The sequence below is a fragment of the Microbispora sp. CL1-1 genome (assembly GCF_012034195.1).
Classification (GTDB): Bacteria; Actinomycetota; Actinomycetes; order Streptosporangiales; family Streptosporangiaceae; genus Microbispora.
On sequence record NZ_JAATEK010000054.1, the window covers coordinates 20,586 to 45,709 of the forward strand.

Sequence of the window (25,124 nt, forward strand, 5' to 3'; positions counted from 1 at the left end):
CCCCGCTCACCACGGCACGTGCGACGGCATCAGCCACCGCACGTGCCACCGCAGCAGAGAACGCGCGAACCGCGCCCCTGATAGGAGCGCGGTTCGCGGTGACAGGCGACCGGCGAAGACCCTCGGTCAGTGGAGAACCGGGATCAGTGGAAAACCGGTCAGGACTTCGCTGCGGGCTTCTTCGTGGTGGTCCTGGCCCGGGTCGTGCGCTTGGGGGCAGGTGCCCGCTCCCGCCGTTCGGCCAGCAGCTCCGCCGCCCGCTCCAGCGTGATGTCCTCGACCGTGTCGCCCTTGCGCAGGGACGCGTTGGTCTCGCCGTCGGTGACGTACGGACCGAAGCGGCCCTCCTTCACCACGACCGGCTTCTTGGAGTTCGGGTCCTCGCCCAGCTCACGAAGGGGCGGCGCGGCGGCGGCACGGCCACGCCCGCGGGCCTTCGGCTGTGCGAACAGCTCCTTGGCCTGCTCGATCGTGATCGTCAGCAGGTCCTCCTCGGACGGCAGCGACCGCGAGTCGGTGCCCTTCTTGATGTAGGGCCCGAACTTGCCGTTCTGCGCGGTCACCTCCTCGCCGTCGATCTCGCCGACGACCCGCGGAAGCTGGAGCAGCTTCAGCGCCTGCTCCAGCGTGATCGTGTCCAGGTCCATCGACTTGAACAGCGAGCTGGTCCGCGGCTTGGGAGCGTCCGCCTTCTTCGTCCGCTTCTTGCCGTCCTCCGGCGCCGGCTCCTCGGGCAGGATCTCCGTGACGTACGGGCCATAACGGCCGTCCTTGGCCACGATCTTCCGGCCGGTCGCGGGGTCGACGCCCAGCTCGCGGTCGCCGCTCGGACGCGAGAACAGCTCCTCGGCCTTCTCGGCGGTCAGCTCGTCCGGCGCCATGTCCTCCGGGATGTTCACCCGGGCGCCGTCGCGGTCGAGGTAGGGCCCGTAGCGGCCGACCCTGATCACGATGTCCGTCCCCTTGATCGGGAACGAGCTGATCTCCTTGGCGTCGATCTCGTTGAGGTCGGTGACCATCTCCTTCAGGCCCTCGTCGCCGTCCTCGCCGCCGAAGTAGAAGCGGCGCAGCTCGGGCACCCGCTCGGCGCGGTTGTTGGCGATGTCGTCGAGGACCTTCTCCATCTCGGCCGTGAAGTCGTAGTCGACCAGGTTGCCGAAGTGCTGTTCGAGCAGGTTGACCACGGCGAACGCCAGGAACGACGGCACCAGGGCGGTGCCCTTCTTGAACACGTAGCCCCGGTCGAGGATCGTTCCGATGATCGACGCGTACGTCGACGGACGCCCGATCTCCCGGTCTTCCAGCTCCTTGACCAGCGACGCCTCGGTGTAGCGCGCGGGCGGCTTGGTCGAGTGCCCGAGCGCGCTCAGCTCGGCCGCCGTGAGCCGGTCGCCCTCGGCCAGCGCCGGCAGGCGCTTCTCCGAGTCGTCCCGGTCGGTCGAGGGGTCGTCCGCGCCCTCGACGTACGCCTTGAGGAAGCCGTGGAAGGTGATCGTCCGGCCGGTGGCGCTGAACTCGACGTTCTCTCCGGCGCTGGACGTGCCGCCGACCTTGACCGACACCGACTCGCCGACGGCGTCCTTCATCTGGGACGCGACCGTACGCTGCCAGATCAGCTCGTACAGCCGGAACATGTCCCCGGACAGGCCGGTCTCGCCCGGCGTGCGGAACTCCTCGCCGGACGGCCGGATGGCCTCGTGCGCCTCCTGGGCGTTCTTCACCTTGCTGGTGTATACGCGCGGCTTGTCCGGCACGTACGCCGAGCCGTACAGCTTGATCGCCTGGCTGCGGGCGGCGGCGACGGCGGTCTCCGACAGCGTGATGCTGTCGGTTCGCATGTAGGTGATGTAGCCGTTCTCGTAGAGCCGCTGGGCCACCTGCATCGTGTATTTGGCGGAGAAGCCCAGCTTGCGGCTCGCCTCCTGCTGCAGCGTGGTCGTCCGGAACGGCGCGTACGGCTTGCGCGTGTACGGCTTGCGCTCGACCGACCGCACGGCGTAATCCACGCCCTCCAGCCGGCCGGCGAGGGCCGTCGCGGCGGCCTCGTCGAGGTGGAGGACGTCGGAGCTCTTCAGCTTGCCGGTGGAGGCGAAGTCGCGGCCCTGGGCCACGCGCCTGCCGTCCACGCCGGTCAGCGTCGCGGAGAACGTCCGGGGGTCGTCGCCCGCCCGGCCGGTGTCGAACAGCGCCTGGAGATCCCAGTAGTTGGCGGCCGTGAACGCCATCCGCTCGCGCTCGCGCTCCACCACCAGCCGGGTCGCGACCGACTGAACACGACCGGCGGAAAGCCGCGGCTTGACCTTCTTCCACAGGACCGGGCTGACCTCGTAGCCGTACAGGCGGTCGAGGATGCGCCGGGTCTCCTGGGCGTCGACCAGACGGAGGTTCAGGTCACGGGGGTTGGAGACCGCGTCCCTGATCGCGTGCGGGGTGATCTCGTGGAACACCATGCGGTGCACGGGGATCTTGGGCTTCAGCACCTCGCGGAGGTGCCACGCGATGGCCTCGCCCTCCCGGTCCTCGTCGGTCGCGAGGTAGAGCTCGTCGGCTTCCTTGAGGAGCTGCTTGAGCTTGGACACCTGCGACTTCTTGTCCGGGTTAACGACGTAGAGCGGCTCGAACTCGTGGTCGACGTTCACCCCGAGGCGGGCCCAGGCCTCCTCCTTGTACTTCTCCGGGATGTCATCGGCCTTCTCCGGAAGATCGCGGATGTGGCCGATGCTCGACTCGACGATGTAGCCGCGCCCGAGGTACCCGGCGATCGTCTTCGCCTTCGCGGGCGATTCCACGATCACCAGGCGGGTTCCGCCGGCGTTGCCGTTGTTGGCTGGCACGCTGCTTCCTACCTCGCTGTCCGCTGTCATTCCCCGTGCTGCCGGGCTTCGTACTCCCGGCTCATGACACCCTCGTCGTCCGGGCCGGAGGCTCCTACCCCCTGGGGGCGCCGACGAGGCGCCGCTTTGAAGGTACCTGCCGCCGCACGTTCCTCCCCCTCGGGCTACCCGGTTATGTCCGGGAATGTAACCCGCCTGGCGCTGTTATCCACGGAGACGCAGAATAGAGCCCAACGAGTTCCCTAGCACGCCCCGGAGACCAATGGCAGTGCTCGACTACTCCTATCTGGACCTGTATCTCCCTCGGGACACCCCTCGCGAGGCGGCGAGGCAGATGCTCACGGAGCATGCCGAGCACGGAGATTGGGAGCTGGAGCGGTTACGCCTTTATCCCGACGGCAGCAGGCGCGTCCGGCTGCGTCGGAAGATCATACGGGCCGCACGGACCATGTGACCCCAGGTGCCGCGGACGCCACGGTCAAAACGGCTTTGCTCATCCGCAATCTCGTTGCAGTCATGGCCGTAAGTGCTCCCATCTGTCTTGAAACAGTACCGGACAAAAGGGCTTTGCCCGCCCCGGGCCGCGCCCCCGGAACGGGCAAAGCGATCATGCCTCCTCCACTGGTGGTGGGGGGCGTCCTGGTCGCCCGCGCCGGAAGCGTCTGGCAGACGCTCCCCGGCGCGGGCGAGTGATATCCCTCGCCTCCGTCAGCCGCGCGCCGCCCGATCACTCCGTACGGCCGTCGCCGCCGGAGGCGTTCCGAGCCGTCACGCGCGGCCGTACGACTACTTGCGGCCGAACCGGAAGCGGCGGGTGACGGCGAACAGGCTCGCCGAGGCGGCGAACATGGCGCCGAGGGCCAGAGCGAGGAGCGACGCCGGGTTCATCCCGGTCAGGCCGACGGGCTGCTCGGCGCTCATCAGGTTGAGCCCGCTCAGCTTGCCGAGCGGCAGCAGGCCGTCGGTGCTCTTGCCGAGGTCGCCGGTCGGGAGGCCGCGCGTCGCGTCCTCCAGCGTCTTGGCGGCGGGCAGCGAGCGGGTCGCGCCGTCGAGCGTGCCGCCGACCTTGGAGACGGCCGCGGGGGTGCTGCCGGCCTTCTTGCCCTTGGCGTCGGAGACGACGGGCAGGCTCGGCGTCTCCGGCAGGCCCAGCATGTTCGGCAGGTCGCCGACGACGGGAGCGGTCGGGGTGGCGGCGGCGCTCATCGGCTGCACCGTCTGCTTGCCCGACAGCACCGACGCGCCCGGCATGGCGGGCATGACCCCGGCGCGGGCGGCCTTGTGCTGCGGGAAGCCCCCGGAGCCGTGACGCTTCCAGCCGCCGCCCACCTGGGCGCCGCCGAGGCACCCCGCGGCGGCGTCGCCGAGCACGGCCACCGAGTTGCCGCAGATGTTGATCGGAGCGGTGATCGGGGCGACGATCTGGTTGCCCGCGAGGATCCCGTGCCGGCCCGAGGTGATGTTGCCGCCCGCCCCGGCGCCGCCGCCGAGGACCGAGGCGCCGCCCTGGCAGCCCGCGTGGGACTTGCCGATGACGGCCACCGCGTTGCCGCAGACGTTGATCGGAGCGGTGATCGGCGCGACGACCTGGTTGCCGCCCAGGATCGAGCCGTGGCCGGACGTGACGTTGCCGCCCGCGCCCCGGACGCCGTGCTTGCTCCAGCCGCCGACGATCGTCGCGCCGCCGCGGCAGCCCGCGAAGGCGTCGCCCGCGATCGCGATGGCGTTGCCGCAGACGTTGATCGGCACCGTGATCGGCGCGACGACCTGGTTGCCGCCCCCGATGCTGTGCACACCGCTGGTGCGGTTGCCGCCCGCGCCTCCGCCGGACCAGCCGCCGTGGCCGCCCTTGCCCCAGTGACCGCCCTTGCCCCCGTGGCCGTGGCCGCCCTTGCAGCTGCCCGAGCCGTTGCCGCAGACGTCGATCGGCGTGATGATCGGCGAGATCACCTGGGTGCCGCCGCCCACGGCGTAGCGGCCGTCGGTGTCGTGGCCGGTCGATCCGGGACGGTTCCAGTGACCGCCTCCCTTGTGACCGCCCCCGTTGTGACCGCCGTACCCGCCGTGGCCGCCCTTGCCTCCGTGGCCGTGACCACCCTTGCCCCCGTGGCCGCCCTTGCCGCCGGAGCCGCCCACGGACGAGCCTCCGGTGCAGCCCGAGAACGCCTTGCCGATGGCCGCGACGGAGTTGCCGCAGACGTTGATCGGAGCCGTGATCGGCGCGACGACCTGGTTGCCGCCCAGGATCGAGCCGTGTCCGCTGGTGCGGTTGCCGCCGGCGCGGACGACGTCACGGCCGCCGCCGACGAAGGCGCCGCCGCGGCATCCGGCGGTGGCGTTGCCGAAGACGGCGATCGAGTTGCCGCACAGGTTGATCGGAGCGGTGATCGGCGCGACGACCTGGTTGCCGCCCCCGATGCTGTGCACACCGCTGGTGCGGTTGCCGCCCGCGTTACCGCGCCGTCCCGGGCTCTTGACGGCCGCGCCGCCACGGCAGCTCGCGTCCGACTTGCCGATGACCGACACCGCGTTGCCGCAGGCGTTGACCGGGATGTTGATCGGCGCTTCGACCTGGTTGCCGCCGAGGATGCTGCCCGCTCCGGAGGTCTTGTTCTCTCCGGCGCCCACGCCCGCGCCCTGCACGACCGCGCCGCCCTGGGAGGAGGCCCGTGACTGGCCGATGACGGCCACCGCGTTGCCGCTGATGTCGATCGGCAGGGTCACCGGTATGTCGATCTGGTTGCCGCCGAGCACCGAGTGACTGCCGTCGGTGTCGGCGAGAGCCGTACCGCTGCCAAGGGCCATGACGCCGGCGGCCAGAAACGCCGCGGAGGTCGAGCCCTTCGCCCACGTTCGCATGATGAATGCTCCTAGTGGTTCTTCTTAGGGGGTTACCTGACAGCTCGTGACGCGAGTCCGGGCCGCATGAGCACAGCGGAGCCGTAGGACGGTCACGAGGATGGGAAATTCCGCGTCACCCGCGGGAGCCTGCCGCCCGGGCACCACGAGCGAGGGCAGGCGGTGGCACCGGTCGCCGTACGACGGGGACCGGCGCTGAAGCGGGATCAGTCAGGAGAGAAAGACGGGTCGTCCGCCGCTGTGCGGACAACCGGGGGAACAACCGCCGCCAGAGGGGCGGGCAGCTTGGTGAAGCGCGGTTCGAACACTTCCCGCGCGACATCCCCGAACAGGATGCTTCCACCGCTCGACTGCGGGACCAGGCCCTGGTCTGCGGGCGCGTGGTCCGCGGTGGAGGGTGGGGGGAGCAGCGGCTTCGACTGGCTGGTGAGCCCGTCGACCGTGCGCCCCGCCATCGCCTCGGCGTTCACCGAGACGTCGTGCGCCACCGTGGGGAAACCGTCGGTGATCTTCCCGTGGGACCCGGCCCCGCCCGGCGAGGGCGGCAGACCGAGATCCGGACCTGAGAGACGATCGGGAAGAACCGACCCGGCGACGTCATGTGAGGGTGTGGTCCCGGCCACGGACATCGCCGTGCCGAAGACACCGAAGAACAGGCCGAGCAGCCATCCGGCGGCGATCAGCCCGCCGACGACCAACAGGCGACCCAGACGGGAGCCGGCCGCGAACCGCGCCATCCGGCCCCGCTTCGCAGAGCCGGGAGACGTGACGCGCACGCCGGGAACGGCGGAGGGCGAGCCCGCCCTGCGCTGTTCCTGCGACGTGCGCGTCACGCGACCTCCCCAAACCGCTGAGTCAACAGTCCGCCGGGCCTATCCGGTGCGGATCAACCCCCAACGGAGAGTTACTTTAGCGGCACGGCACGTGATCGCAAGAGCTTTCTCAGCAGTATTCGAGGAAACGGTCAAGGACCCGGACGCCAAACCGGAGAGAATCAACCGGAACCCGCTCGTCGACGCCATGGAACATCCCGGAGAAGTCCAAGTCTTCGGGAAGCCGCAGCGGCGCGAAGCCGTACCCGCTGATGCCGAGGCGGCTGAACGCCTTGAGGTCGGTGCCGCCGCTCAGCGTGTACGGCACGGCCCGCGAGCCGGGGTCCTCCTCCTGCAGCGCGTCGGCCATCGCCTTGACCAGCGTGCCCTTGAAGGGGGTCTCGACCGCCACGTCGTGATAGACGAACTCCCTGGTCACGTTGGGCCCGAGCAGCTCGTCGACGGTCTGGAAGAACTCGTCCTCATAGCCCGGCAGGAACCTGCCGTCCACGTGCGCGGTCGCGATCTGGGGGATCACGTTCGCCTTGTATCCGGACTGCAGCATGGTCGGGTTGGTCGTGTTGCGGAGGGTGGCGCCGATCATCCGGGCGAGCGGCCCGAGCGTGGCCACCGCCGCCTCCGCGTCCTCCGCCTTGACCTCCTTGCCGAAGACCTCCTCGAAGAACGCCTGCACCGTGGGGGTGAGGCGCACCGGCCACTTGTGACGGCCGATCCGGCCGACCGCCTCGGCGAGCTCGGTCACGGCGTTGTCGTCGTTGAGCATCGAGCCGTGCCCGGCCCTGCCCCTGGCGGTCAGGCGCATCCAGGCGATGCCCTTCTCCGCCGCCTCGATCAGGTAGAGCCGGCCCTTCTCGGTGGTCACGCTGAAGCCGCCCACCTCGCCGATGGCCTCGGTGCAGCCCTCGAAGACCTCCGGATGCCGCTGCGCCAGCCACTGGGCGCCGTAGTGGCCCCCGGCCTCCTCGTCGGCGGTGAAGACGAGGACGACATCCCTGGGCGGCCTGCGCCCCTCGCTCAGGCGCCGCCGTACGACGGCGAGGATCATCGCGTCCATGTCCTTCATGTCGACCGCGCCGCGGCCCCAGACACAGCCGTCGGCGATCTCGCCGCTCAGCGGGTGGTGGGTCCAGTCGGCCGCGTCGAACGGCACGACGTCCAGATGGCCGTGGAGAACGAGGGCGTCCCTGCTCGGGTCGGCGCCCTCGACGCGGGCGACCACGTTCGCCCGCCCGCGGTCGGATTCGAGGAGCCGCGGCTCCAGGCCGACCTCCGCCAGCTTGCCGGCCACGTATTCCGCGGCCTCGCGTTCCCCGGGCCCCGCGTTGTCCCCCGCGTTGACCGAGTCGATGCGGATCAGGTCGCGGCACAGCTCCGCGACCTCGTCCTCCCCGTAGCGTGGGGTCATTACGCCTCCTCCTGCCGGGCAGGCCCATGCGGGGACCGGCCCGCCTTTCCCGTCGTACGGCTCGCGCCTCCATCCTGCCGCCGTACAGGGGTGACGTTCACCCCCGGGCTCCCGGGAACCGCGCCGGAGCGGATTCCCGGTATGAAGCAGGGCGCAGAGAGTGCTAACCTGTATCAGCCGACGCGGGATGACGATCCTGCGTGAGGCACCACGTCCGGGTGGCGGAATAGGCAGACGCGCTAGCTTGAGGTGCTAGTGCCCAGTGATGGGCATGGGGGTTCAAGTCCCCCCTCGGACACGCACTCTGGTACATGTTGGGCCTGGCCTCAACTGCGACCACTCTCTCCAGGGGGTCGTAGACGAGGTGCAGGCCCATCTGCGTATAGAGGTCGTTCCGGTCGGCAGGGTCCGCCTTCTTGATGACCTTGGCCATCTCGGCCAACCGAGGGATCATCTCTGCGATCTCCTTTTCACTGATCTCCCTCTTCCTGGTAATGGCCCGTAGCTGGCCCTCTGCCTTCAGCCGCTCGGCTCGGGTCTCGGCCATCCACTTGCCGATCTCCTGGGGGTCTCCACCCGCGTCCAGAGTCGTCCGGTAGCGGGCCATCCGACGGTCGCAGTCATCGATGGTCCGCTTGGCTGTATCGATGGCGACGCGGTCTGCCTCGCTGTTCTGGACATCGAGCAGGGTCTCGACCGTCCGCTGAAGGTTGGCTGGTGTGAAGATCCGGCAGAGCCAGGGGTCCAACTCGTCGAGGATCTGGTCCTCCCGGACATAGACCGTGCGCGGGTGGTCGATCTTGTTGGCCACCGCGTATTCGGTCGGGAACTTGCACCGGTAGTGCGGCCTGCCGTTGTTCCAGCTGCCTTCCATCCGCCGCGTGCAGACGCAGCAGTACAACAGACCGCGAAGCACGTACGGGCGTGGAGTGCTGCGGGGCTTCCGTTGGTCAGCGGTGCGCCCCTTCGCCGACAGGAGTGCTTGGACCCGCTCGAACGTCTCGACGTCCACGATCGGCTCGTGGACAACCTTTTCGGACCAGACCCACTGGCTCGCCGGGTTCCACTTGAGCTTGGTGGTGTGGCCCTGGGTGACATCGTGGACGTCCAGGAGTTCTTCCTGCTTGCGCTGCTTGTTCCAGACCTGGCGACCGGTATAGCGAGGGTTGAGGAGGATGGCCTGGATCGCCGACTTCGACCAGGCGATCCCGCTGCGATGGCGGTTTCTGGCCCGGTCGTAGGCGGAGGGGCACGGAATGCCCTCGCGGGTGAGCCCCTCGGCGATCAGGTAGAGGCCCTGGCCGTGGAGGAACTCCCAGAAGATCCGGCCCACGATGGGAGCTGTGGTCGGGTCGGGCTCCAGTCGGCGTAGGCGCTTGCCGTCGGCTGCCTTGCTCGGATTGGGATGCGGTCCGACGTCCACGAGGCGGTAGCCGTATGGCGGGCGGCCCCCGAGGAAGCGGCCTTCGATCTTGGCCTGGGCTTCCATGGTGGTGCGGACTCGCATCTTGATCCGGTTGCGCTCGCCCTTGCTGATCCCGCCGAACATCAACATGATCAGCTCATGCGCTTCGTTGGTCGGGTCGATCGGTCCGCCGACCTCCGGCACCCACAGGGGCACCCCGTAGTGGTTGAAGAGCTCGAAGGTATTGCCGAATTGGTTGCCGTAGAAGGCGCGCTGCGGCTCACCGACCACGACGGCGTCGAACCCCCGATTGGGGTTGCGCAGCTCGTCGAGCAGGATCGCGGCCTGCGGCCTGCGCTGCGGCGGGATCGATCGCGACTTGTCGATGTCGAAGAACTCCGCGACGATCACGCCGCCGCGTGGTTCGATCAGTGCCTGCGACCGGGACAGTTGCCAGTTCCGTGACGAGGCCGGGTCCTGGTTGTCCTCTGTGGACACTCGCCCCCAGAAGGCGAATGGGATCATTCGGCGTTCCTCTCTTCCCGCTGACTCTTGGTCAGCTCCGCGTGACTTTTCAGAAGGATGCGCAGGAGCACTCGCGCCGCCCCTGGGGTCAGCTGTGGCGTTTCTGCGGGCAACACCACGGTGACGACGCGCTTGCTCTTGGCCCCGGCCTCCCGCGATTTGGGCTTCTTCTCGCGGTCGGCCGGGCCTGCAGGGTACGCCTGGAAACTCGATTCCGGAGGCCCTGAGCAGGCCCTTTGTGGCTGTTCAGTCACCCTCGCCTCCTGCCGGGATTGCCGTGCCGGCGGCAGCGAGGAGCCGGTCTTGGGCGAGCTGGCAGTAGTCGGCGTTGAGCTCGATGCCGGCGAACTGCCGGCCGAGTTGCCGGGCAGCAATGCCGGTGGTGCCGCTGCCGGTGAACGGGTCCAGGACGGTGCCGCCGGGGCGGCAGCCGGCGGCAATGGCCCTGAGCGGGATGTCGATCGGGAATGCCGCGAAGTGCGCCGCCCGCAGTGGCCGGGTGGGGATCGACCAGACATCCCCGGGATTCCTGCCGTTCGGGTGCGCGGCGGCATGCCGCGCACCGGTGGGCCTCATCGCCGCGCCATGCCGCGGGCCGGCCGCGTCCTCACCGTCACTGCCGTACTTGCCGAGCGGAGGCCAGGCCGTCTGGATGCTGTTCGCCTTGTTACCCCCGGAGCGTGCCCGCCTGGAAATCGGACGGTCGCCGGTGTAGGGCTGACGGACCGGGTCGAGGTCGAACCAGTACCGCTGCTGTTTGACGAGCAGGAAGATCAGCTCGTAGCGGTTGGACATCCGGTCCCGGACGGACTGCGGCATCGCATTGGGCTTGCTCCACACGATGGCGTTGCGGAGGATCCAGCCGTCCTCCTGGAGGGCGAAGGCGACCCGCCACGGCATGCCGAGCAGGTTCTTCGGCGGCACGGCCAGCCGCGCCTTGGGCCGCACCTCCGGCTGGCGCGGGTTGTAGTCCTTGCCCCGCGCCCAGCCGTCGGAGTTGGCCGCATAGCAGTCCCCGAGGTTCAGCCAGCAGGTGCCGTCGTCGGCGAGAACCCTCCGCGCCTCGGCAAAGGTGGCCCGCAGGTTCTCCACGTACGCCTCCGGCGTGGGCTCCTGCCCGTACTGGCCCTCGCAGTAGTTCCGAAGCCCCCAGTACGGCGGACTGGTGACAATGCACTCCACCGAGCCCTCGTCCATCTCTGCCAGCACCGCACGCGCGTCCCCTTGGTAGAGCGCCGCATGCTCGTCGTGCCAGTACGGCTCGCGCAGCCCGCTCATCGGCCGCCCCCGACGGCCCGGATCGCCCACAGGACGCGTGCGACGTCGTCGGCTCGGCTGACGGTGTGCCACCCGAGGGGCCTGGGGACGACGCGGAACCCGGCGTCCCACAGGTCCATGCCGGACTCCTCGATGCGGGTGTAGGCGATCAGGCGCCGGTAGCCCATCTCGCGGGCCAGGGGCCAGACGGCACCCAGCAGCGGTCGGCCGACATCGGGTGTGCCGTCGGTGGCCAGGGCGAGGACCTCGGCGGTGTCGCCATCGTCGAACGCCCAGGCGATCGGCCAGCCTATGAGAGCGACACCGACGAGGATGCCGTCACCGGTCTGGGCACCGAGAGCGAACGCGGCACCGGCCGGCGGAGCGAGGCGGGGCTGGGTCCAGGCGATGAATGCCCGCGCGGTCTGGATCGGCACTGGAGAAATCACCAGCCGCTGATTCTCCAGACGCTCCGAGCTGTTCAGGCCCTGGCGCTCGTTGGCGATTGTCTTCTTGTCATTCCTGCTTTCCATCGTGTAGTCGGGACACGTTTCTCCGGATGCGTGCACCGTCAGGCCGCTGTGCGGCCCGAGGCGCATGACCAGGGATAGCCAGCGGCTCAGAGACCGCTCAGAAAGGTCCTCCTCGGACCAGGATCTGAGCGAGCTATGCGACCTCTGCACAGCTCAGAGATCGCGGACAGTCACCTATGCGAAAATCCTGAAGCAGAACTCTGACTCGAATATGAGTAAATTCTGAAGTGCTCAGCCGGAAGTAATGACACTCGTGTCAATGGAGGGGGCCGCCCCTCGCCACTCCGGCGTAGTCGGCCCCTCGGCCCCAGGGAACCGGCTGAGGAGGGCCCCGCATCCGCGACGGTCTGCGGCTTGAGAGAGGGAACGGGCGCAACGCCGTCTGTTGCCGTCAGATCCCGGCGTGGATGTGGGCCGCCCACATGCTGGGGCTGGCGGTGAAGTCATCGCGGAGCCGGCGGATGGCGTAATGCAGCGCACCCGCGGTTTGCCCGGTGCGTGGCGTGGTCGTTCCCCGCTCGGTGAGGTGAACATAGACGTCGTTGGCGATGCGGACGGCGGCGGCCTCGTTGACGGGCCACAGGGTGCCGATGACGTGTTGGTAGCCGGCGAGCTGAAAGGCAGCGGTGATGTGCACGGCTTGGTCGGCCAGGCGCTGGTTGCCGGAGGTGGTGCTGCAGGCGGACAGGTATGCCAGGCTCGCGCCGGTGAGGCGGAGCCGGGAGATGGCCACGACGGTGAGCGGGTGGGTGGCGTAATCGTTCAGCAACAGCATGCTGGCGGCGGGGTCGTCCCAGTCGCTGAGCCCGTGGCAGGCCAAGTGGGCGATGCGATGCTCGGGCAGGGCGGTCAGCACCGCGTCACGGGTGGCCTCCGGGCCGGTAAGAGTGAGGGAGCCGGGCAGTAGGTCGGCCAGGCGTTGGGCTTCGGCGAGAGCGCCTGACAGCGGTGGAGCGTCAGAGGTCTTGGGCATGGCGACGATCACGGCTGTTGGAGCGGTTTGGGGGGATGCCGGTTCGGCGGGGGTGGTGTCTCGGTTGTGGCGGGCGTAGCCCAGGGCGCGGATGGTGGGGGTGTAGGAGGAGACGACACGGTCCAGCACGGTGCGCGGAGCCCTGTCGGCAGTGTCGGTGTCGGTGTGGTGGCCGGCGGCGTGCAACGGCAGGAACGCCGTCTCGCCGATGGGGCACCACCAAAGTCGCGGCCAGGCCTGCCCGGGCCGGGGTGGACCTGCGTGACCGAGCTCGGCCAGGACCGGTGCGGTGATGCGGTCCCATAACCAGGCCAGGATCGTGTGCATCTGCAGGTGGCCACCTGGCCGCTTGGCAAGGGACCGGCCGGTGGCGGCGTCGATAGCGGCCCGAAAGCGGTTGAGCTCGTCGATCACGTCGTCCCAGGTGAGGTCGCGAAGCGGGACAACCCGTACGGGGTGGTCGGCCTCGCTGGTGAGGATCAGCGCATCACTGCGGTATCGGCTGACGTTCACCAGCACCACCGCCCCTTCGGCGGCATGGCGTCGCAGGTCCTCAATCGGTGGCGGCAGCAGGAACCCCTCCAGGCCAGGCAACCGGCGGATGCGCGTCAGCAGGTCCTCCCACTGCACGGCCAGTTGATGGCGCCGCTCGGCGAGCCGCCGCGCGGCTGCCTGGGCTGCGTCGACCTGCTGTGAAGTCTGGTGGCCAGGGTGGGGCGATGGGCCGGGCTCGGCGGGTGGCAGGTCTGCGACCAGTGGGTCCAGGCTGGTGTGTTCGGCGGCATCCAGGGCATCGCGCAACTGGGTGAACTGCGCCGCCAGTGCGGGTGCAAGGGCCTGCAGGGTGCTGAGGTCGCCACGGGTCTCCATGACCTCGGCCAGCAGCACTCCACGTGCTTGTTCCAATAGTTCCACCGCGCGTTCGGGCCGGCCCGCGGAGATGGCAGCCGATGCCGCTTCAGCGGCCAGCCCGGCGGCTTCGCCGAGACCGTGTTCGCGGTCGGGGCGGGCCAGGTGACGTGGTGCGATTTGCGATAACAGCGCGATCGCGTCCTGGTAGGCGGTCAGCGCCGCCTCGTTGTCACCCGCCGTCATGGCTGTCTGCCCCAGCCCTCGGTTGGCACCGAGCCGCACGTTAATGGGCCCCGTGGTTGACGTTGCCGCCTCGGCCCATCTCCCCCGTGCCTCGGCCAGCGCGTCCAGGTCGCCGGTCTGTTCGGACAGGGTGTGCAGGGCGGCCCCGAGTTTGGACAGATACATGGCGCGGTTGGGGTGGCCGGACGGAGTGGCGGTGACGGCCTCCCGTCCGGCTTGCACCGCCTCGGTCAGCACATCCAGCTCGCCGGTCTGTTCGGAGAGGGTGTGCAGGGCGTTTCCGAGGTTGGACAGATACAGGGCGCGGTTGGGGTGGCCGGACGGAGTGGCGGTGACGGCCTCCCGTCCGGTTTGCACCGCCTCGGTCAGCGCGTCCAGCTCGCCGGTCTGTTCGAACAGGGCGTGCAGGGCGATCCCGAGGTTGGACAGATTCATGGCGCGGGTGGGGTGGCCAGGCGGGGTGGCGGTGACAGCGTCCCGTCCGGCTTGCACCGCCTCGGTCAGCACATCCAGCTCCCGGGTCCGCTCGAACAGCGTGTGCAGGGCGATCCCGAGGTTGGACAGACACTTGGCGCGGGTGGGGTGGCCAGGCGGGGTGGCGGTGACAGCGTCCCGTCGGGTTTGCACCGCCTCGGTCAACGCGTCCAGCTCGCCGGTCTGTTCGAACAGCGTGTGCAGGGCGTTTCCGAGACTGAACAGACACCTGACGCGGTCGGGATGGCCGGGCGGGGTGGCGGTGACAGCTTCACGTCCGGCTTGCACCGCCTCGGTCAGCACATCCAGCTCCCCGGTCCACTCGAACAGGGTTCGCAGAGCGGCCCCGAGGTTGGACAGATACCTGGCGCGGTTGGGGTGGCCGGGCGGGGTAGCGGTGACGGCGTCACGTCCGGCTTGCACCGCCTCGGTCAGCACGTCCAGCTCCCCGCTCCACTCGAACAGGGTGTACAGGGCGTTTCCGAGGTTGGACAGATAAATGGCGCGGTCGGGGTGGTCGGGCGGGGTGGCGGTGACGGCGTCCCTTCGGGTTTGCACCGCCTCAGCCAATGCATCCAGCTCGCTGGTCTGTTCGAACAGTGTTCGCAGGAAACCCCCGAGGTTGGACAGACACCTGACGCGGTCGGGATGGCCGGGCGGGGTAGCGGTGACAGCGTCCCGTCCGGCTTGCACCGCCTCGGTCAGCACATCCAGCTCCCCGGTCCGCTCGAACAGCGTGTGCAGGGCGATCCCGAGGTCGGACAGACACTTGGCGCGGTCGGGATGGCCGGACGGAGTGGCCGTGACAGCTTCACGTCCGGCTTGCACCGCCTCGGTCAGCACACCCAGCTCCCCGCTCCACTCGAACAGGGTTCGCAGAGCGGCCCCGAGGTTGGACAGATACCTGGCGCGGTTGGGGTGGCCGGACGGGGTGGCGATGACGGCCTCCCGTCCGGCTTGCACCGCCTCGCTCAGCACATCCAGCTCCCCGCTCCACTCGAACAGGGTTCGCAGAGCGGCCCCGAGGTTGGACAGATAAATGGCGCGGTTGGGGTGGCCGGACGGAGTGGCCGTGACAGCGTCCCGTCCGGCTTGCACCGCCTCGGCCAGCGTGTCCAGGTCGCCGGCCTGTTCGGACAGGGTTCGCAGGGCGTTTCCGAGGTTGGACAGATAAATGGCGCGGTTGGGGTGGCCGGACGGGGTAGCGGTGACAGCTTCACGTCCGGCTTGCACCGCCTCGCTCAGCACATCCAGCTCCCCGCTCCACTCGAACAGGGTTCGCAGAGCGACCCCGAGGTTGGACAGATACATGGCGCGGTTGGGGTGGCCGGACGGGGTGGCGATGACGGCCTCCCGTCCGGCTTGCACCGCCTCGCTCAGCGCGTCCCGCTCCCCGGTCTGTTCGGAGAGGGTGTGCAGGGCGTTTCCGAGGTTGGACAGATACAGGGCGCGGTTGGGGTGGCCGGACGGGGTGGCCGTGACAGCGTCCCGTCCGGCTTGCACCGCCTCGGTCAGCACATCCAGCTCGCCGGTCCGCTCGAACAGGGTGTGCAGAGCGGCCCCGAGGTCGGACAGATACATGCTGCGGTTGGGGTGGCCAGGCGGAGTGATGTCAAGAGACCGGCGGAACAGGCGCACCGCGTTATTGAGGAGGCTGAGATCGCCGGTGCGCTCGTAGCGGGTAGCCAGCTTGAAGCCCTGCCGGCTCCATCGGGTAGGGCCGCCAATGGCCTGCAGTCTTTGGAGACGGTGACCGATGGCGGCCAGTAGACGTTCTCGCATCCGGGGGCCTCTCCAACGTTCATGCGATGGCGCGCACCCGTTCCAACAGGTGTGCTCCCTGTCCGAAGTCCCAAGTCAGCCCTAGGTGCTGCCACCGCGATGCCCACCTCACTGTTGTGCGACGGTCAGCTCCGCGGCAAAGGCCTGGTTGATAACAGATTCGCCGATCTACACTAAGTCGACCACAAAACCTCCGGGCCGCAACTCATATGCCAATAAGGAGCGGTGCGACATGCGGAAGGCGCGCGAGCCCGTGTCGGAGATAGCCGAGCGAATTGAGCGAGTGTGCACGCTACTCGGCGATGGGGAGTTGGAAGCGTGCGCCGACCAGGCCGGCGCGGGGGAGATATTAACGCGGATCTTGGCGGCTCTGGGTGACAGTGAGTATGACGATCCGGCCTTGGTCCGGGATCTGGACGCTCTGGACGGGGCGATGGCCGAATGCGGGTTCGGCGCGGTGACCCAGCCTGAGCGCGTCTACCAGCCGCTCGATGGCTCCGGCGCAGGGCATCCAGTAGTGCAGGCGTGGGTCTGTCCAGCCCACAGGCGATGCAGCCGCGTTGAACCCGTCGCCGGCACCCGGCAGCCGCCGATGTGCGCGGCAACCAGACACCAACTCGCGCTGGTACGCGTGGCGTCGTGACCGGGTTTTTGGACGAACTGGGCAAGAAACTGGCCGAACGGTGGCTAACCCTGTTGGTCCTTCCCGGACTGATCTATCTGACCTACCTGGCTGCCGCGCTCACCCTCCATCAAAGCGGCACACACGCCTTCGACGTGGAGGCCCTACGGAACGCCATCGATCGGCTAGCGACCCGACCGGCCACCGCCAGCACCGCCGTCATAGCGCTGGCAGCCACCGCCGTCCTGGCAGCAGCTGCCGCGAGTGGATTGGCCGCGGCCGCACTGGGCCGCCTGATCGAACGCGCATGGGTGATCGAAGGGCGCCGGTGGCCCGCCCGTCTGCTCACCGGAAACCGGCAGAAACGCTGGAAAAAGGCCGATGATCGTGTCCACCAGCAGACCAAAGCCGCCGTCCGCGCCCACGCCGATCCCGTCGCCGGCCCGCCCGCGGCCGAACTCGTCAGAGCCATCACCAAGCGCGCGGCGATCAGCCTGGACGTCCCGCAACGGCCGACCTGGATCGGCGACCGGCTGCGCGCGGTCGACCAGCGCCTGCTGACCGCCTACGACCTGGATCTGACCAGCGCCTGGCCGCGGCTGTGGCTGACGGTTCCTGATGTCGCCCGCACCGAGCTGGCCGCTGCCCGCGACGCGATGGCCGCGGCGGCCCGCCTGGCCGGATGGGCTCTCCTCTACCTGCTCTTGGCTCCTTGGTGGTGGCCGGCGCTGCTGATCGCCGCTGTAATCATCCTCACCGCCTGGATCCGCGCCCGAACCGCCACCGCCGCTCTTGCCGACCTGATCGAAGCCACCGTCGACCTGTACGGCCGAGACCTGGCTACTCAACTCGGCATCCCAGTCCCTGCCGATGGCCCACTGGCACCGGAGATCGGACTGAAGATCACCACCATTCTGAGGAAAGACCCGGAGACCTACCGTCCCACTAGCTGAGACGCCGAGGTCCACGACAACTACGGCACTCACTAGACTGCGGCGATCAAGGCGTGGCTGAAGCGCCATCCGCGGTTCCACATGCACTTCGCCCCCACCGGGCCCTCGTGGATCAACCAGGGCCGGTTGTTGCTGACCGTGAGCGTAGCTGGGCGGAAGACGTCCGGTTTTGTTGCTGCCGAGTGACGGCGTCGGGATAGTACGACGGTGTACGCCTGGGACTACATCAGGACATCTCGTCAAAGCAGCAACTGGCGGTTCTCCGGACGCTCTGGACTGATCTGAGCCTCACGCTGCTGAAGATTATCTGATTCTCATTCCTGCTTTCCATCGTGCTTTCGGAACAGGTTTATCCGGATTCGTACGCCGCCAGCCCGCTGAGCGGGTCAGAGGGTGTATGACCAGAATAAAAGCAAGATCAAATACCTCTCTGAGTGCCCCCTCAGACCTGATTCCGAGCGAAATCTGAGGCGGGCTGTATGCGCCCTGAGCAGCTCAGAGATCACGGACGGCAGATTATGCGGGAAATCTGAAGCGGAACTCTGAGCAAATTATGAGGCGGTGCGTAGACCAGTTTCCGAGACCAACGAATTCCTCTCGGACTGGAGCAAGAAAATGAGCACCGATCCCGTCACCGGTTCCCCGCTGGACACCGCGGAGACCTCGTTCCGGCTGCTGACGACAGGGCCGGGTGCCCTGTCCTTGGACTGCACCGCGTTCGCTCCCGCCCTCCCCAGAGGCGAGGTGAACCTCGCGGAGCTGCGGATGCTGCTCACCAGCCGGCATGTCAGCGACGAGACGCGTGACGCCGTCTGGCGGGAGCTGGTCACGCGAGCACGGGTGCGTAAGGGAGCGTGGACGGTCGCCGCCGTCGGCATGGCGATGCCTGCCCTGCGCATGATCGCCGCGATGCTCACCCGGGGCCTTCCCTACGGGGACGCGGCCGACGTGGACTCCGAGGTCCTGGCCGGCTACCTGCGGGCCCTACGCCGCCTGGACCTGGACACCACGGCCGTACGCGCCCGACTGTGCCAGGCAGCCCGGTGCGCGGGCGAGCGCGCCGTACGGCACGGTGCCCGAAATCGCCGCCCTGGCGCACCTTCCCTTGGACGCCGCCGTACCGGGTCTGAGCCGTGCCGGGGCCAGGTCGGTGCCGCCCGCGCCGCAGGTCGCCGCGAGGGGCAAGGTGCTCGGCTTCTGCGACGCCGGGCACGTGCGGCCGGTCGCGCTGCGCGTGGCCGACTCCTTCCACCACGTGCACGTCCTCGGCCCGAACGGCACCGGCAAAAGCACGCTTCTGGCCCAGATGATCCTGTCCGACATCGAGGCCGGTCATGGCGTCGCCGTCGTCGACGCCAAGGGTGACCTGGTCACCGACCTGCTCGGCCTCATTCCCGAAGAAGCGGGCGAGCGCATCGCTTTGATCGACCCGGACGACCGTCATCCCCGGCCGGCGCTCAACGTGCTGAGCGGCCCGGACAGGGAAACCCTCGCGGACAACCTCGTCGGTATCTTCCACAAGATCTACGCCGACTCCTGGGGCCCGCGCAGCGACGACATCCTGCGCGGCTGCGCCCTCACCCTGTCCCGCAACGGCGGAACCCTCGCCGACATCCCGGCCCTGCTCACCGATCCCCTCTACCGAAAAGACCTCACCGAACGGCTCGACGACCCCTTCCTGCTCGGGTTCTGGAACTGGTACGAGCACCTGTCCGAGCAGGCCCAGGCACACGTCACCGCGCCCATCATGAACAAGCTGCGGGCGTTCCTGCTCCGCCCGTTCGTCCGCGACATCCTCGGCTCAGCACAGTCCACCTTCGACGTCGGCGACGTGCTGGACGGCAAGATCCTGCTCGCCCGCCTCCCCAAGGGCGTCCTCGGCGACGACACCGCCCGGCTGCTCGGCTCCCTTCTGCTGGCCCAGGTCTGGCAGGCCGCCTCTCACCGCGCCCGGCTCGGCCGCAGCCGCTCGCCCTCCGCCTTGTACGTGGACGAGACGCAGAACTTCCTGAACCTCCCGCACGCGCTGGCGGACATGCTCGCCGAAGCCCGCGCCTACCGGCTGTCGATGGTCCTCGCCCACCAGCACCTGGCCCAACTCCCCCGCGACCTGTGCCAGGCCATCAGCTCCGACGCCCGCAACAAGATCTACTTCTCGCTCTCACCCGAGGACGCCCGCGAAGTCGAGCACCACTTCAGCCCCTACCTGACCCGGCACGACCTGGCCAACCTCGGCGCCTTCCAGGCCGCCGCCCGGCTCGTGGTGCGCTCCGCGGAAACCCCGCCCTTCACCCTGCGCACCCGGCCCCTGCCCGAACCCGACCCCGACCTCGCCGCACGCATACGGCTCGCCGCTGCCCGCGCCCACGGACGGCACCCCGCGGCCGGCGACCCCCTTCCAGAAGGAGACCCCCGCACCCAACCAAAAGGAGACGAATGAACCAGCACTACACGCCTCGCGTCCTCAACTCGCTCGTCATACGGCTCACGAGCCACGACCGGCGCCTGCTCCGCATGGTCTGGACCCACGAGGTCCTGACCACCCACCAGCTCCTCCAGGCGGCGTTCGACAACGACCACACCGGCCGCCACCGCCTGGTCAAGCTGAACCGTCTCGGCGCGCTCGACCGCTTCCGCCCGCGGCCCCCTCTCGGCTCCGCACCCTGGCACTACGTCCTGGGAGAGGCCGGCGCCGCCGTACTGGCCCTGGAAGACGGCGTCACCCTGTCGGAGTTCGGATACCGGCGCGGCCAGGCCCTGTCCATCGCGTACGGCCAGCGGCTCGCGCACACCATCGGCGTGAACGGCGTCTTCGCCGCCCTGTCCGGCCACGCCCGACGCGCCGGCGACTGCCGCCTGGACACCTGGTGGACCGAGACCCAGTGCAAAGCCATGTGGGGCAAGCACGTACGGCCCGACGCCTACGGCCGATGGACCGACAACGGCCTCACCCTGGACTTCTTCCTCGAATACGACACCGGCACCGAAACCCTCGATCGCGTCGCCGCGAAGCTCAGCGGGTACGCCTCGCTGGCCGCCGCCAGCGGCATCAACACCCCGGTGCTGTTCCTGACCAGTGGCGCGCGGCGTGAAGCCAACCTGCATGACCGGCTGCGACTCCGAGGCGCTCTCGTGCCGGTACCCGTCGCGACCGCCACCGAGGGCCAGGAACCGCACGACGCCGTCTGGCTTCCGGGCAATCGTACGGACGGGCGGCTGCGCCTCGCCGAACTCGCGCGCCACTTCGGCCAGCAGAGGCGCGCTTGATCGCAGAGCTCGGGGTCGGCAAACTCATCGCGGCCGGCGGTTGCCTGGTATGCGGCGTCGTCGTCATCGCCGCCATCGGCGGCGGAGCCAAGTACGCCTTCACCGCCGGCGACACGGCCAAGCTCCGAGCCGCGATCTGCGCCTATGCCGCCCCACCTGGCGCGATACGGCGGGTGCCCGCTTCCCGCTTCGGGCTCTCCTCCCAGCAGATCGCGAACGCCCGACAGATCGTGAACGTCGCTGCCAAGCTGGGGCTTCCCAAGCGAGCAGCCGAGATCGCCCTAAGCACCGCGATTCAGGAAAGCAGCCTTACCAATTTAAGGACCGGCAACGGCTCGTACGGGCTGTTCCAGCAGCAGCCATCCCAAGGCTGGGGGACCAAGCAGCAGGTCACCGACCCCTCCCACGCGGCTCGCTTCTTCTACACGCGCCTGGTCGAGATCCCCGGCTGGGAGCACATGCCGCTCACCCAGGCGGCAGCGCTCGTCCAGCGCCCTCGCGAGGACCTACGCGACGCCTACGCCAAACACGAACCGCTCGCCAAAGCGCTGGTCGCCCTGCTGTGGAAGGGCAGATCGTCCGGGCGAGCGGCCGTGGACACGGTCACGAGCGACGACATGCGGGTCCGTATTCAAACCGCAGCCGGGCTCGGCGTTCCACGTGACGAGCTCGTGGCCAGCATCGCGGCGGACCTGGCCAGCCAGAAGTCAGGCGAGCAACTCGACCCTGACGAGATCAGGAAGCGCGCCGACGACATCTTGACCACGGTCGCGGGCCAGCTCTGCGAGGAACTGAAACTCCGGGCGAACAACCCTGCCGACGAGACGACCTCTGACGGAAACGCGCTGATCGAGGGCCCCGCTGGGCGTGGTGCGATCGCGGTCAGAGCCGCGCTAGCCATGATCGGCGTGCCTTACTCCTGGGGTGGCGGCGGACCCGGCGGGCCGAGCTTCGGCACCGGCCGGGGCGCCAGGACCAAAGGCTTCGACTGCAGCGGCCTCACCGAGTACGCATGGAGCAAGGCAGGAGTCAGCATCGGTTCCTCCACCGGCCCCCAGTGGCACTCGGGCAAGCACGTCGACCGCTCTCAGCTCCAGCCGGGCGACCTGGTCTTCTTCGCCTACAACCCCCGCGATCCCAGCACGATTCACCACGTGGGCCTCTACATAGGCGAGGGGAAGATGGTCCATGCCCCACATACCGGCAGCCATGTGCAAATCGCACCGATGTCCCGAAGCGACTACGCCGGGGCCGTACGACCGTCTTTAAGAGGGCGATTTGATTTGAACTTCTCGTCCTAGCCTCGATCTTTCGCGCCCATCTGGTGGCTGGCTGAGCGGTTCGGCTGGAGTGTGAAATCGCGGTCGTGGTCAGCCTAGTGGCCCGGCTGTCGCGCCGGGTGGGCGGGGTTCCACGGGCCCGTAGGGGTGTCCTTCCTGGATTGTAGGGGCGGCTTTGTGCCGGCCAGGTCGGTGCCGGGAACGCCTCCTGGCCCTGGGCCGGCCAACTGCTCGCCGCCGTCACCCGGCTTCAGATGCGGTGATGCGCAGGCGTAGTCGTCCTCCGCCGCGGACCAGGCGGGCGGCGACGGCGAACAGGCGCAGCGTCAGCCGTTTCGGCTCATACCGGCGGGCCGGTCCGTCGCGGGCGAGCATCGCCAAGGTGATGTGGCGGTGCCGGGCGTCATAACGCCGGATTTGGTAGTGGTCCAGGCCGGTTCCGTTCTGAGGTTGTCCCGTAGCTCGTAGAACTTGAAGTGGCGGTCCCCGCCTCGGGCCCTACCTGGTGGTAGGTCTCGAGCAATCGCCAAATCACTCCGAGTAAGGAGACGGGGACCGTGAGCAAGACCTACCAGAACAACCGCCGACGCGCCCAGCAAGCCGCCGAAGACGTGGCCGTTCCGCATACCGTGAGCGTGGCCATGGAGCAGATCGCCGCCTCGATGAAGGACGGCCTGCTCGCGCTGGCTGTGCAGTCCGGCCTGGCCGTGATGTTCGCGATGCTGGAGGAAGACGTCACCGCGCTGTGCGGTCCCCGGGGCAAGCACAACCCCGACCGCCTCGCGGTCCGGCATGGCAGCGACGCCGGATCGGTGGTGCTGGGCGGCCGCAGGCTGCCGATCCGCCGCCCCCGGGTGCGCACCGCAGACGGCGCAGGCGAGGTCGCCATCCCGGCCTATGAACTGTTCTCCTCCACTGAGATCCTCAATGAGATGGCGCTCGGCAAGATGCTCGGCAAGCTCTCCACCCGCCGCTACCGGCTCGGGCTTGAGCCGGTCGGCGGCGCCGTCGAGCGCTCCTCCACCGGCACGTCCAAGTCGGCGATCTCGCGACGCTTCGTCGCCGCCACCGAGCGCGCCCTGGCGGAGTTGATGTCGGCCGATCTGTCCGGGCTGGATCTGGCCGCCCTCATGCTGGACGGGGTGCACTTCGGCGAGCACACCTGCATCGTGGCGCTGGGGATCGGCATCGACGGCACCAAGCACCCTCTTGCGTTGGTGGAGGGCTCCACCGAGAACGCCACCCTGGCCCGCGAGTTGATCGTCGGCCTGCGTGAGCGCGGCCTGAACGTCACCCGCCCGATCCTGGTCGTGCTCGACGGCTCCAAAGCGCTGCGCCGGGCGGTACTGGATGTGTTCGACCACCCGGTGATTCAGCGCTGTCAGCTCCACAAGATCAGGAATGTCCGGGACAAGCTCCCTGAGAAGCTACGCGCTGTGGCCGAGAAGCGGATGCGCGACGCCTACCACGCCGATACCCCGCTCGCCGCCGAAGCCAAGCTGACCACGCTGGCCGCTGAACTGGACAAGAAGTATCCCGGAGCCGCGGCCTCGCTGCGAGAGGGAATGGACGAGACGCTGACCATCCTGCGGCTGGACGTGCCACCGACACTCGCACGCTCGCTGCGCTCGACCAACCCCATCGAATCGATGATCTCCATCTGCCGCGACCACGCCGCCAACGTCAAGAACTGGAAGGACGGGCAGATGGCGCTGCGCTGGTGCGCGGCCGGCATGACCGAAGCCACCAAGCAGTTCCGCCGCGTCAACGGCTTCCTGCACCTGCCCACACTCCGCAGCGCGCTTGACCGGCACGTCGCAGCCCAGAACCCGACCTCAAACTGCTACAACGAGAACGTCGCCTGACCGCGGGACCGCCGATCAAGTTCCACGAACGTCGGGACATCCTCTCCGTTCTTGGCGGACTGGAAACACTCCTCGATCGCCCAGCGGGAGCCGGCGACGGCGATGAGATCCTCCAATGTGGTGCCGACTGGTGCACACAGGTAGTAGGCCAGCTCAAGCCCGCCCTTGGCGTTGGGGGTGAGGCTGTGCCGGACGAGTAGCCACCGCTGTTAGCCGGGCTCTGCCTCAAAGATCACCGTGGCGAGTGCCCAGTCATACAGGCACATACCTTTGGTGCCGTCGCCACAGGAACAGCGCTTCCACGCCTCGAGCGGAGCCTGGGCGGTCGCGGTACCGACTCGGATCCGTCCGCCCCGTCCTGCGCCGATCCGTTGGCTCTTGGGCACCGCCACCACATAGCTCAGGTGGTGCTCTTCTAGGAAGCGCCTGAACTTGTTGTCGGTTGCGTCCACGGGAGTGGTGTAAGAGTTTCCACTGGTAGAGGCGTGGCGTCGTGAAATGAGGACGGCCATCGCGTGATCCTTCGTGATTGCGAAGTCAAGATCGAAGGAGAACAAAGGCGATGGCCGTGAACGACAGTGTGGACCCTGCCGCCTGGCTGGCGGAGCAGATCCAGGCGCAGGATCCGGATCTGTTGCGATCCATGGTGAAGACCATGGCCCAGGCGTTGATGTCAGCCGAAGCCGACAACCTGTGCGGTGCCTCCTACGGAGAGCGCAGCAGCGAACGGACCAACTCCCGCAACGGCTACCGCAAGCGCGAGTGGGACACCCGCGCCGGCACCGTCGAGCTCGAGATACCCAAGCTGCGGCAGGGCTCCTACTTCCCCGACTGGCTGCTGGAACGCCGCCGGCGGGCCGAACAAGCCCTGATCAGCGTCGTGGCCACCTCGTATCTGCTGGGTGTGTCGACGCGGCGGGTGGACAAACTGGTCGAGCAACTGGGGATCGGCGGCATCTCCAAAAGCCAGGTCTCGGCCATGGCCAAGGTGCTCGATGAGCAGGTGGAGGCCTTCCGCACCCGGGCGTTGGACGGCGGCCCGTACACCTTCGTGTGGCTGGACGCCCTCACCCAGAAGGTCCGCGAGGGCGGGCGGACGGTCAACGTGCACGCCCTGGTCGCCACCGCGGTCAACGCCAACGGCCGCAAGGAACTCATCGCA

Annotated in this window: 19 protein-coding genes, 1 tRNA gene and 1 pseudogene; 12 read left to right on the top strand and 9 right to left on the bottom strand. The window is 68.6% G+C overall.

Annotation, left to right across the window (positions count from 1 at the left end):
- Positions 1-158: 158 nt before the first annotated feature.
- Positions 159-2,834, bottom strand: coding sequence for a type I DNA topoisomerase (gene topA, locus HCK04_RS36395; protein WP_260617532.1), 2,676 nt, complete (start codon positions 2,832-2,834; stop codon positions 159-161).
- Between the two features lie 268 nt (positions 2,835-3,102).
- On the opposite strand from topA, the gene HCK04_RS36400 reads away from it, so the two are divergent.
- Positions 3,103-3,288, top strand: a complete 186-nt coding sequence (locus HCK04_RS36400) for a DUF5703 family protein (RefSeq protein ID WP_030507892.1) — start codon at positions 3,103-3,105, stop codon at positions 3,286-3,288.
- A gap of 332 nt (positions 3,289-3,620) precedes the next feature.
- On the opposite strand, the gene HCK04_RS36405 is transcribed toward HCK04_RS36400, so the two are convergent.
- The 3 genes from HCK04_RS36405 to HCK04_RS36415 form a co-directional block, all read right to left on the bottom strand.
- Entirely contained in the window at positions 3,621-5,693 is a 2,073-nt protein-coding gene (locus HCK04_RS36405; protein ID WP_142651891.1) for a chaplin, read from the bottom strand.
- 206 nt (positions 5,694-5,899) lie between these two features.
- Entirely contained in the window at positions 5,900-6,526 is a 627-nt protein-coding gene (locus HCK04_RS36410) for a hypothetical protein (RefSeq protein WP_142651892.1), read from the bottom strand.
- 109 nt (positions 6,527-6,635) lie between these two features.
- Positions 6,636-7,931 carry a M20/M25/M40 family metallo-hydrolase gene (locus HCK04_RS36415; RefSeq protein ID WP_142651893.1) on the bottom strand — a complete coding sequence of 432 codons (1,296 nt, stop codon included), beginning with the start codon at positions 7,929-7,931 and terminating at the stop codon, positions 6,636-6,638.
- Between the two features lie 212 nt (positions 7,932-8,143).
- On the opposite strand from HCK04_RS36415, the gene HCK04_RS36420 reads away from it, so the two are divergent.
- The 3 genes from HCK04_RS36420 (at position 8,144) to HCK04_RS43140 (ending at position 9,801) form a co-directional block, all read left to right on the top strand.
- Positions 8,144-8,229: transfer RNA gene (locus tag HCK04_RS36420), tRNA-Leu, on the top strand.
- Positions 8,230-8,913: 684 nt separating this feature from the next.
- Positions 8,914-9,303, top strand: coding sequence for a hypothetical protein (locus HCK04_RS41595; protein ID WP_205831155.1), 390 nt, complete (start codon positions 8,914-8,916; stop codon positions 9,301-9,303).
- 33 nt (positions 9,304-9,336) lie between these two features.
- Positions 9,337-9,801, top strand: coding sequence for a hypothetical protein (locus HCK04_RS43140; protein WP_240972152.1), 465 nt, complete (start codon positions 9,337-9,339; stop codon positions 9,799-9,801).
- 306 nt (positions 9,802-10,107) lie between these two features.
- Here HCK04_RS43140 and HCK04_RS36430 read toward each other — a convergent pair whose 3' ends face one another.
- From HCK04_RS36430 to HCK04_RS36440, 3 genes are all read right to left on the bottom strand, one after another.
- Positions 10,108-11,139, bottom strand: coding sequence for a site-specific DNA-methyltransferase (locus HCK04_RS36430; protein ID WP_205831156.1), 1,032 nt, complete (start codon positions 11,137-11,139; stop codon positions 10,108-10,110).
- Positions 11,136-11,717: an XF1762 family protein gene (locus tag HCK04_RS36435; RefSeq protein ID WP_142651894.1), complete on the bottom strand. Its 582-nt coding sequence runs from the start codon at positions 11,715-11,717 to the stop codon at positions 11,136-11,138. The genes HCK04_RS36430 and HCK04_RS36435 overlap by 4 nt, the downstream gene beginning before the upstream one ends.
- A 325-nt stretch (positions 11,718-12,042) precedes the next feature.
- Entirely contained in the window at positions 12,043-15,774 is a 3,732-nt protein-coding gene (locus HCK04_RS36440; RefSeq protein ID WP_168066549.1) for a CHAT domain-containing protein, read from the bottom strand.
- A gap of 433 nt (positions 15,775-16,207) precedes the next feature.
- Between HCK04_RS36440 and HCK04_RS36445 the strand changes: the two genes are divergently transcribed.
- The 6 genes and pseudogenes from HCK04_RS36445 to HCK04_RS36465 all read left to right on the top strand — a co-directional run bounded on the left by HCK04_RS36445 (position 16,208) and on the right by HCK04_RS36465 (position 22,118).
- Entirely contained in the window at positions 16,208-16,618 is a 411-nt protein-coding gene (locus HCK04_RS36445) for a hypothetical protein (protein ID WP_142651896.1), read from the top strand.
- Complete coding sequence (locus tag HCK04_RS36450; RefSeq protein WP_142651897.1) at positions 16,615-17,550, top strand: hypothetical protein; 936 nt, start codon at positions 16,615-16,617, stop codon at positions 17,548-17,550. The genes HCK04_RS36445 and HCK04_RS36450 overlap by 4 nt, the downstream gene beginning before the upstream one ends.
- A gap of 6 nt (positions 17,551-17,556) precedes the next feature.
- Positions 17,557-17,667, top strand: a pseudogene (locus HCK04_RS43145) (IS630 family transposase); the annotation flags it as partial.
- Between the two features lie 955 nt (positions 17,668-18,622).
- Positions 18,623-19,990, top strand: coding sequence for a type IV secretion system DNA-binding domain-containing protein (locus tag HCK04_RS36455; protein WP_142651898.1), 1,368 nt, complete (start codon positions 18,623-18,625; stop codon positions 19,988-19,990).
- Positions 19,987-20,817 (top strand): replication-relaxation family protein, encoded by an 831-nt coding sequence (locus tag HCK04_RS36460; protein WP_142651899.1) that lies wholly within the window; start codon positions 19,987-19,989, stop codon positions 20,815-20,817. The genes HCK04_RS36455 and HCK04_RS36460 overlap by 4 nt, the downstream gene beginning before the upstream one ends.
- Positions 20,814-22,118 carry a C40 family peptidase gene (locus HCK04_RS36465; protein ID WP_142651900.1) on the top strand — a complete coding sequence of 435 codons (1,305 nt, stop codon included), beginning with the start codon at positions 20,814-20,816 and terminating at the stop codon, positions 22,116-22,118. The genes HCK04_RS36460 and HCK04_RS36465 overlap by 4 nt, the downstream gene beginning before the upstream one ends.
- A gap of 219 nt (positions 22,119-22,337) precedes the next feature.
- Here HCK04_RS36465 and HCK04_RS43935 read toward each other — a convergent pair whose 3' ends face one another.
- On the bottom strand, positions 22,338-22,472 hold the full coding sequence (locus tag HCK04_RS43935) for a hypothetical protein (RefSeq protein ID WP_260617533.1): 135 nt from the start codon (positions 22,470-22,472) through the stop codon (positions 22,338-22,340).
- 182 nt (positions 22,473-22,654) lie between these two features.
- Between HCK04_RS43935 and HCK04_RS36470 the strand changes: the two genes are divergently transcribed.
- Positions 22,655-23,962 carry an IS256 family transposase gene (locus HCK04_RS36470; protein ID WP_142651901.1) on the top strand — a complete coding sequence of 436 codons (1,308 nt, stop codon included), beginning with the start codon at positions 22,655-22,657 and terminating at the stop codon, positions 23,960-23,962.
- Positions 23,963-24,171: 209 nt separating this feature from the next.
- Here the strand turns inward: HCK04_RS36470 and HCK04_RS36475 are convergent, their stop codons facing one another.
- A complete protein-coding gene (locus HCK04_RS36475; RefSeq protein WP_142651902.1) occupies positions 24,172-24,414 on the bottom strand; it encodes a hypothetical protein in 243 nt (80 codons plus the stop codon).
- A 110-nt stretch (positions 24,415-24,524) separates the two neighbouring features.
- Between HCK04_RS36475 and HCK04_RS36480 the strand changes: the two genes are divergently transcribed.
- A partial coding sequence (locus HCK04_RS36480; protein ID WP_185949104.1) for a transposase occupies positions 24,525-25,124 on the top strand: 600 nt, incomplete at its 3' end.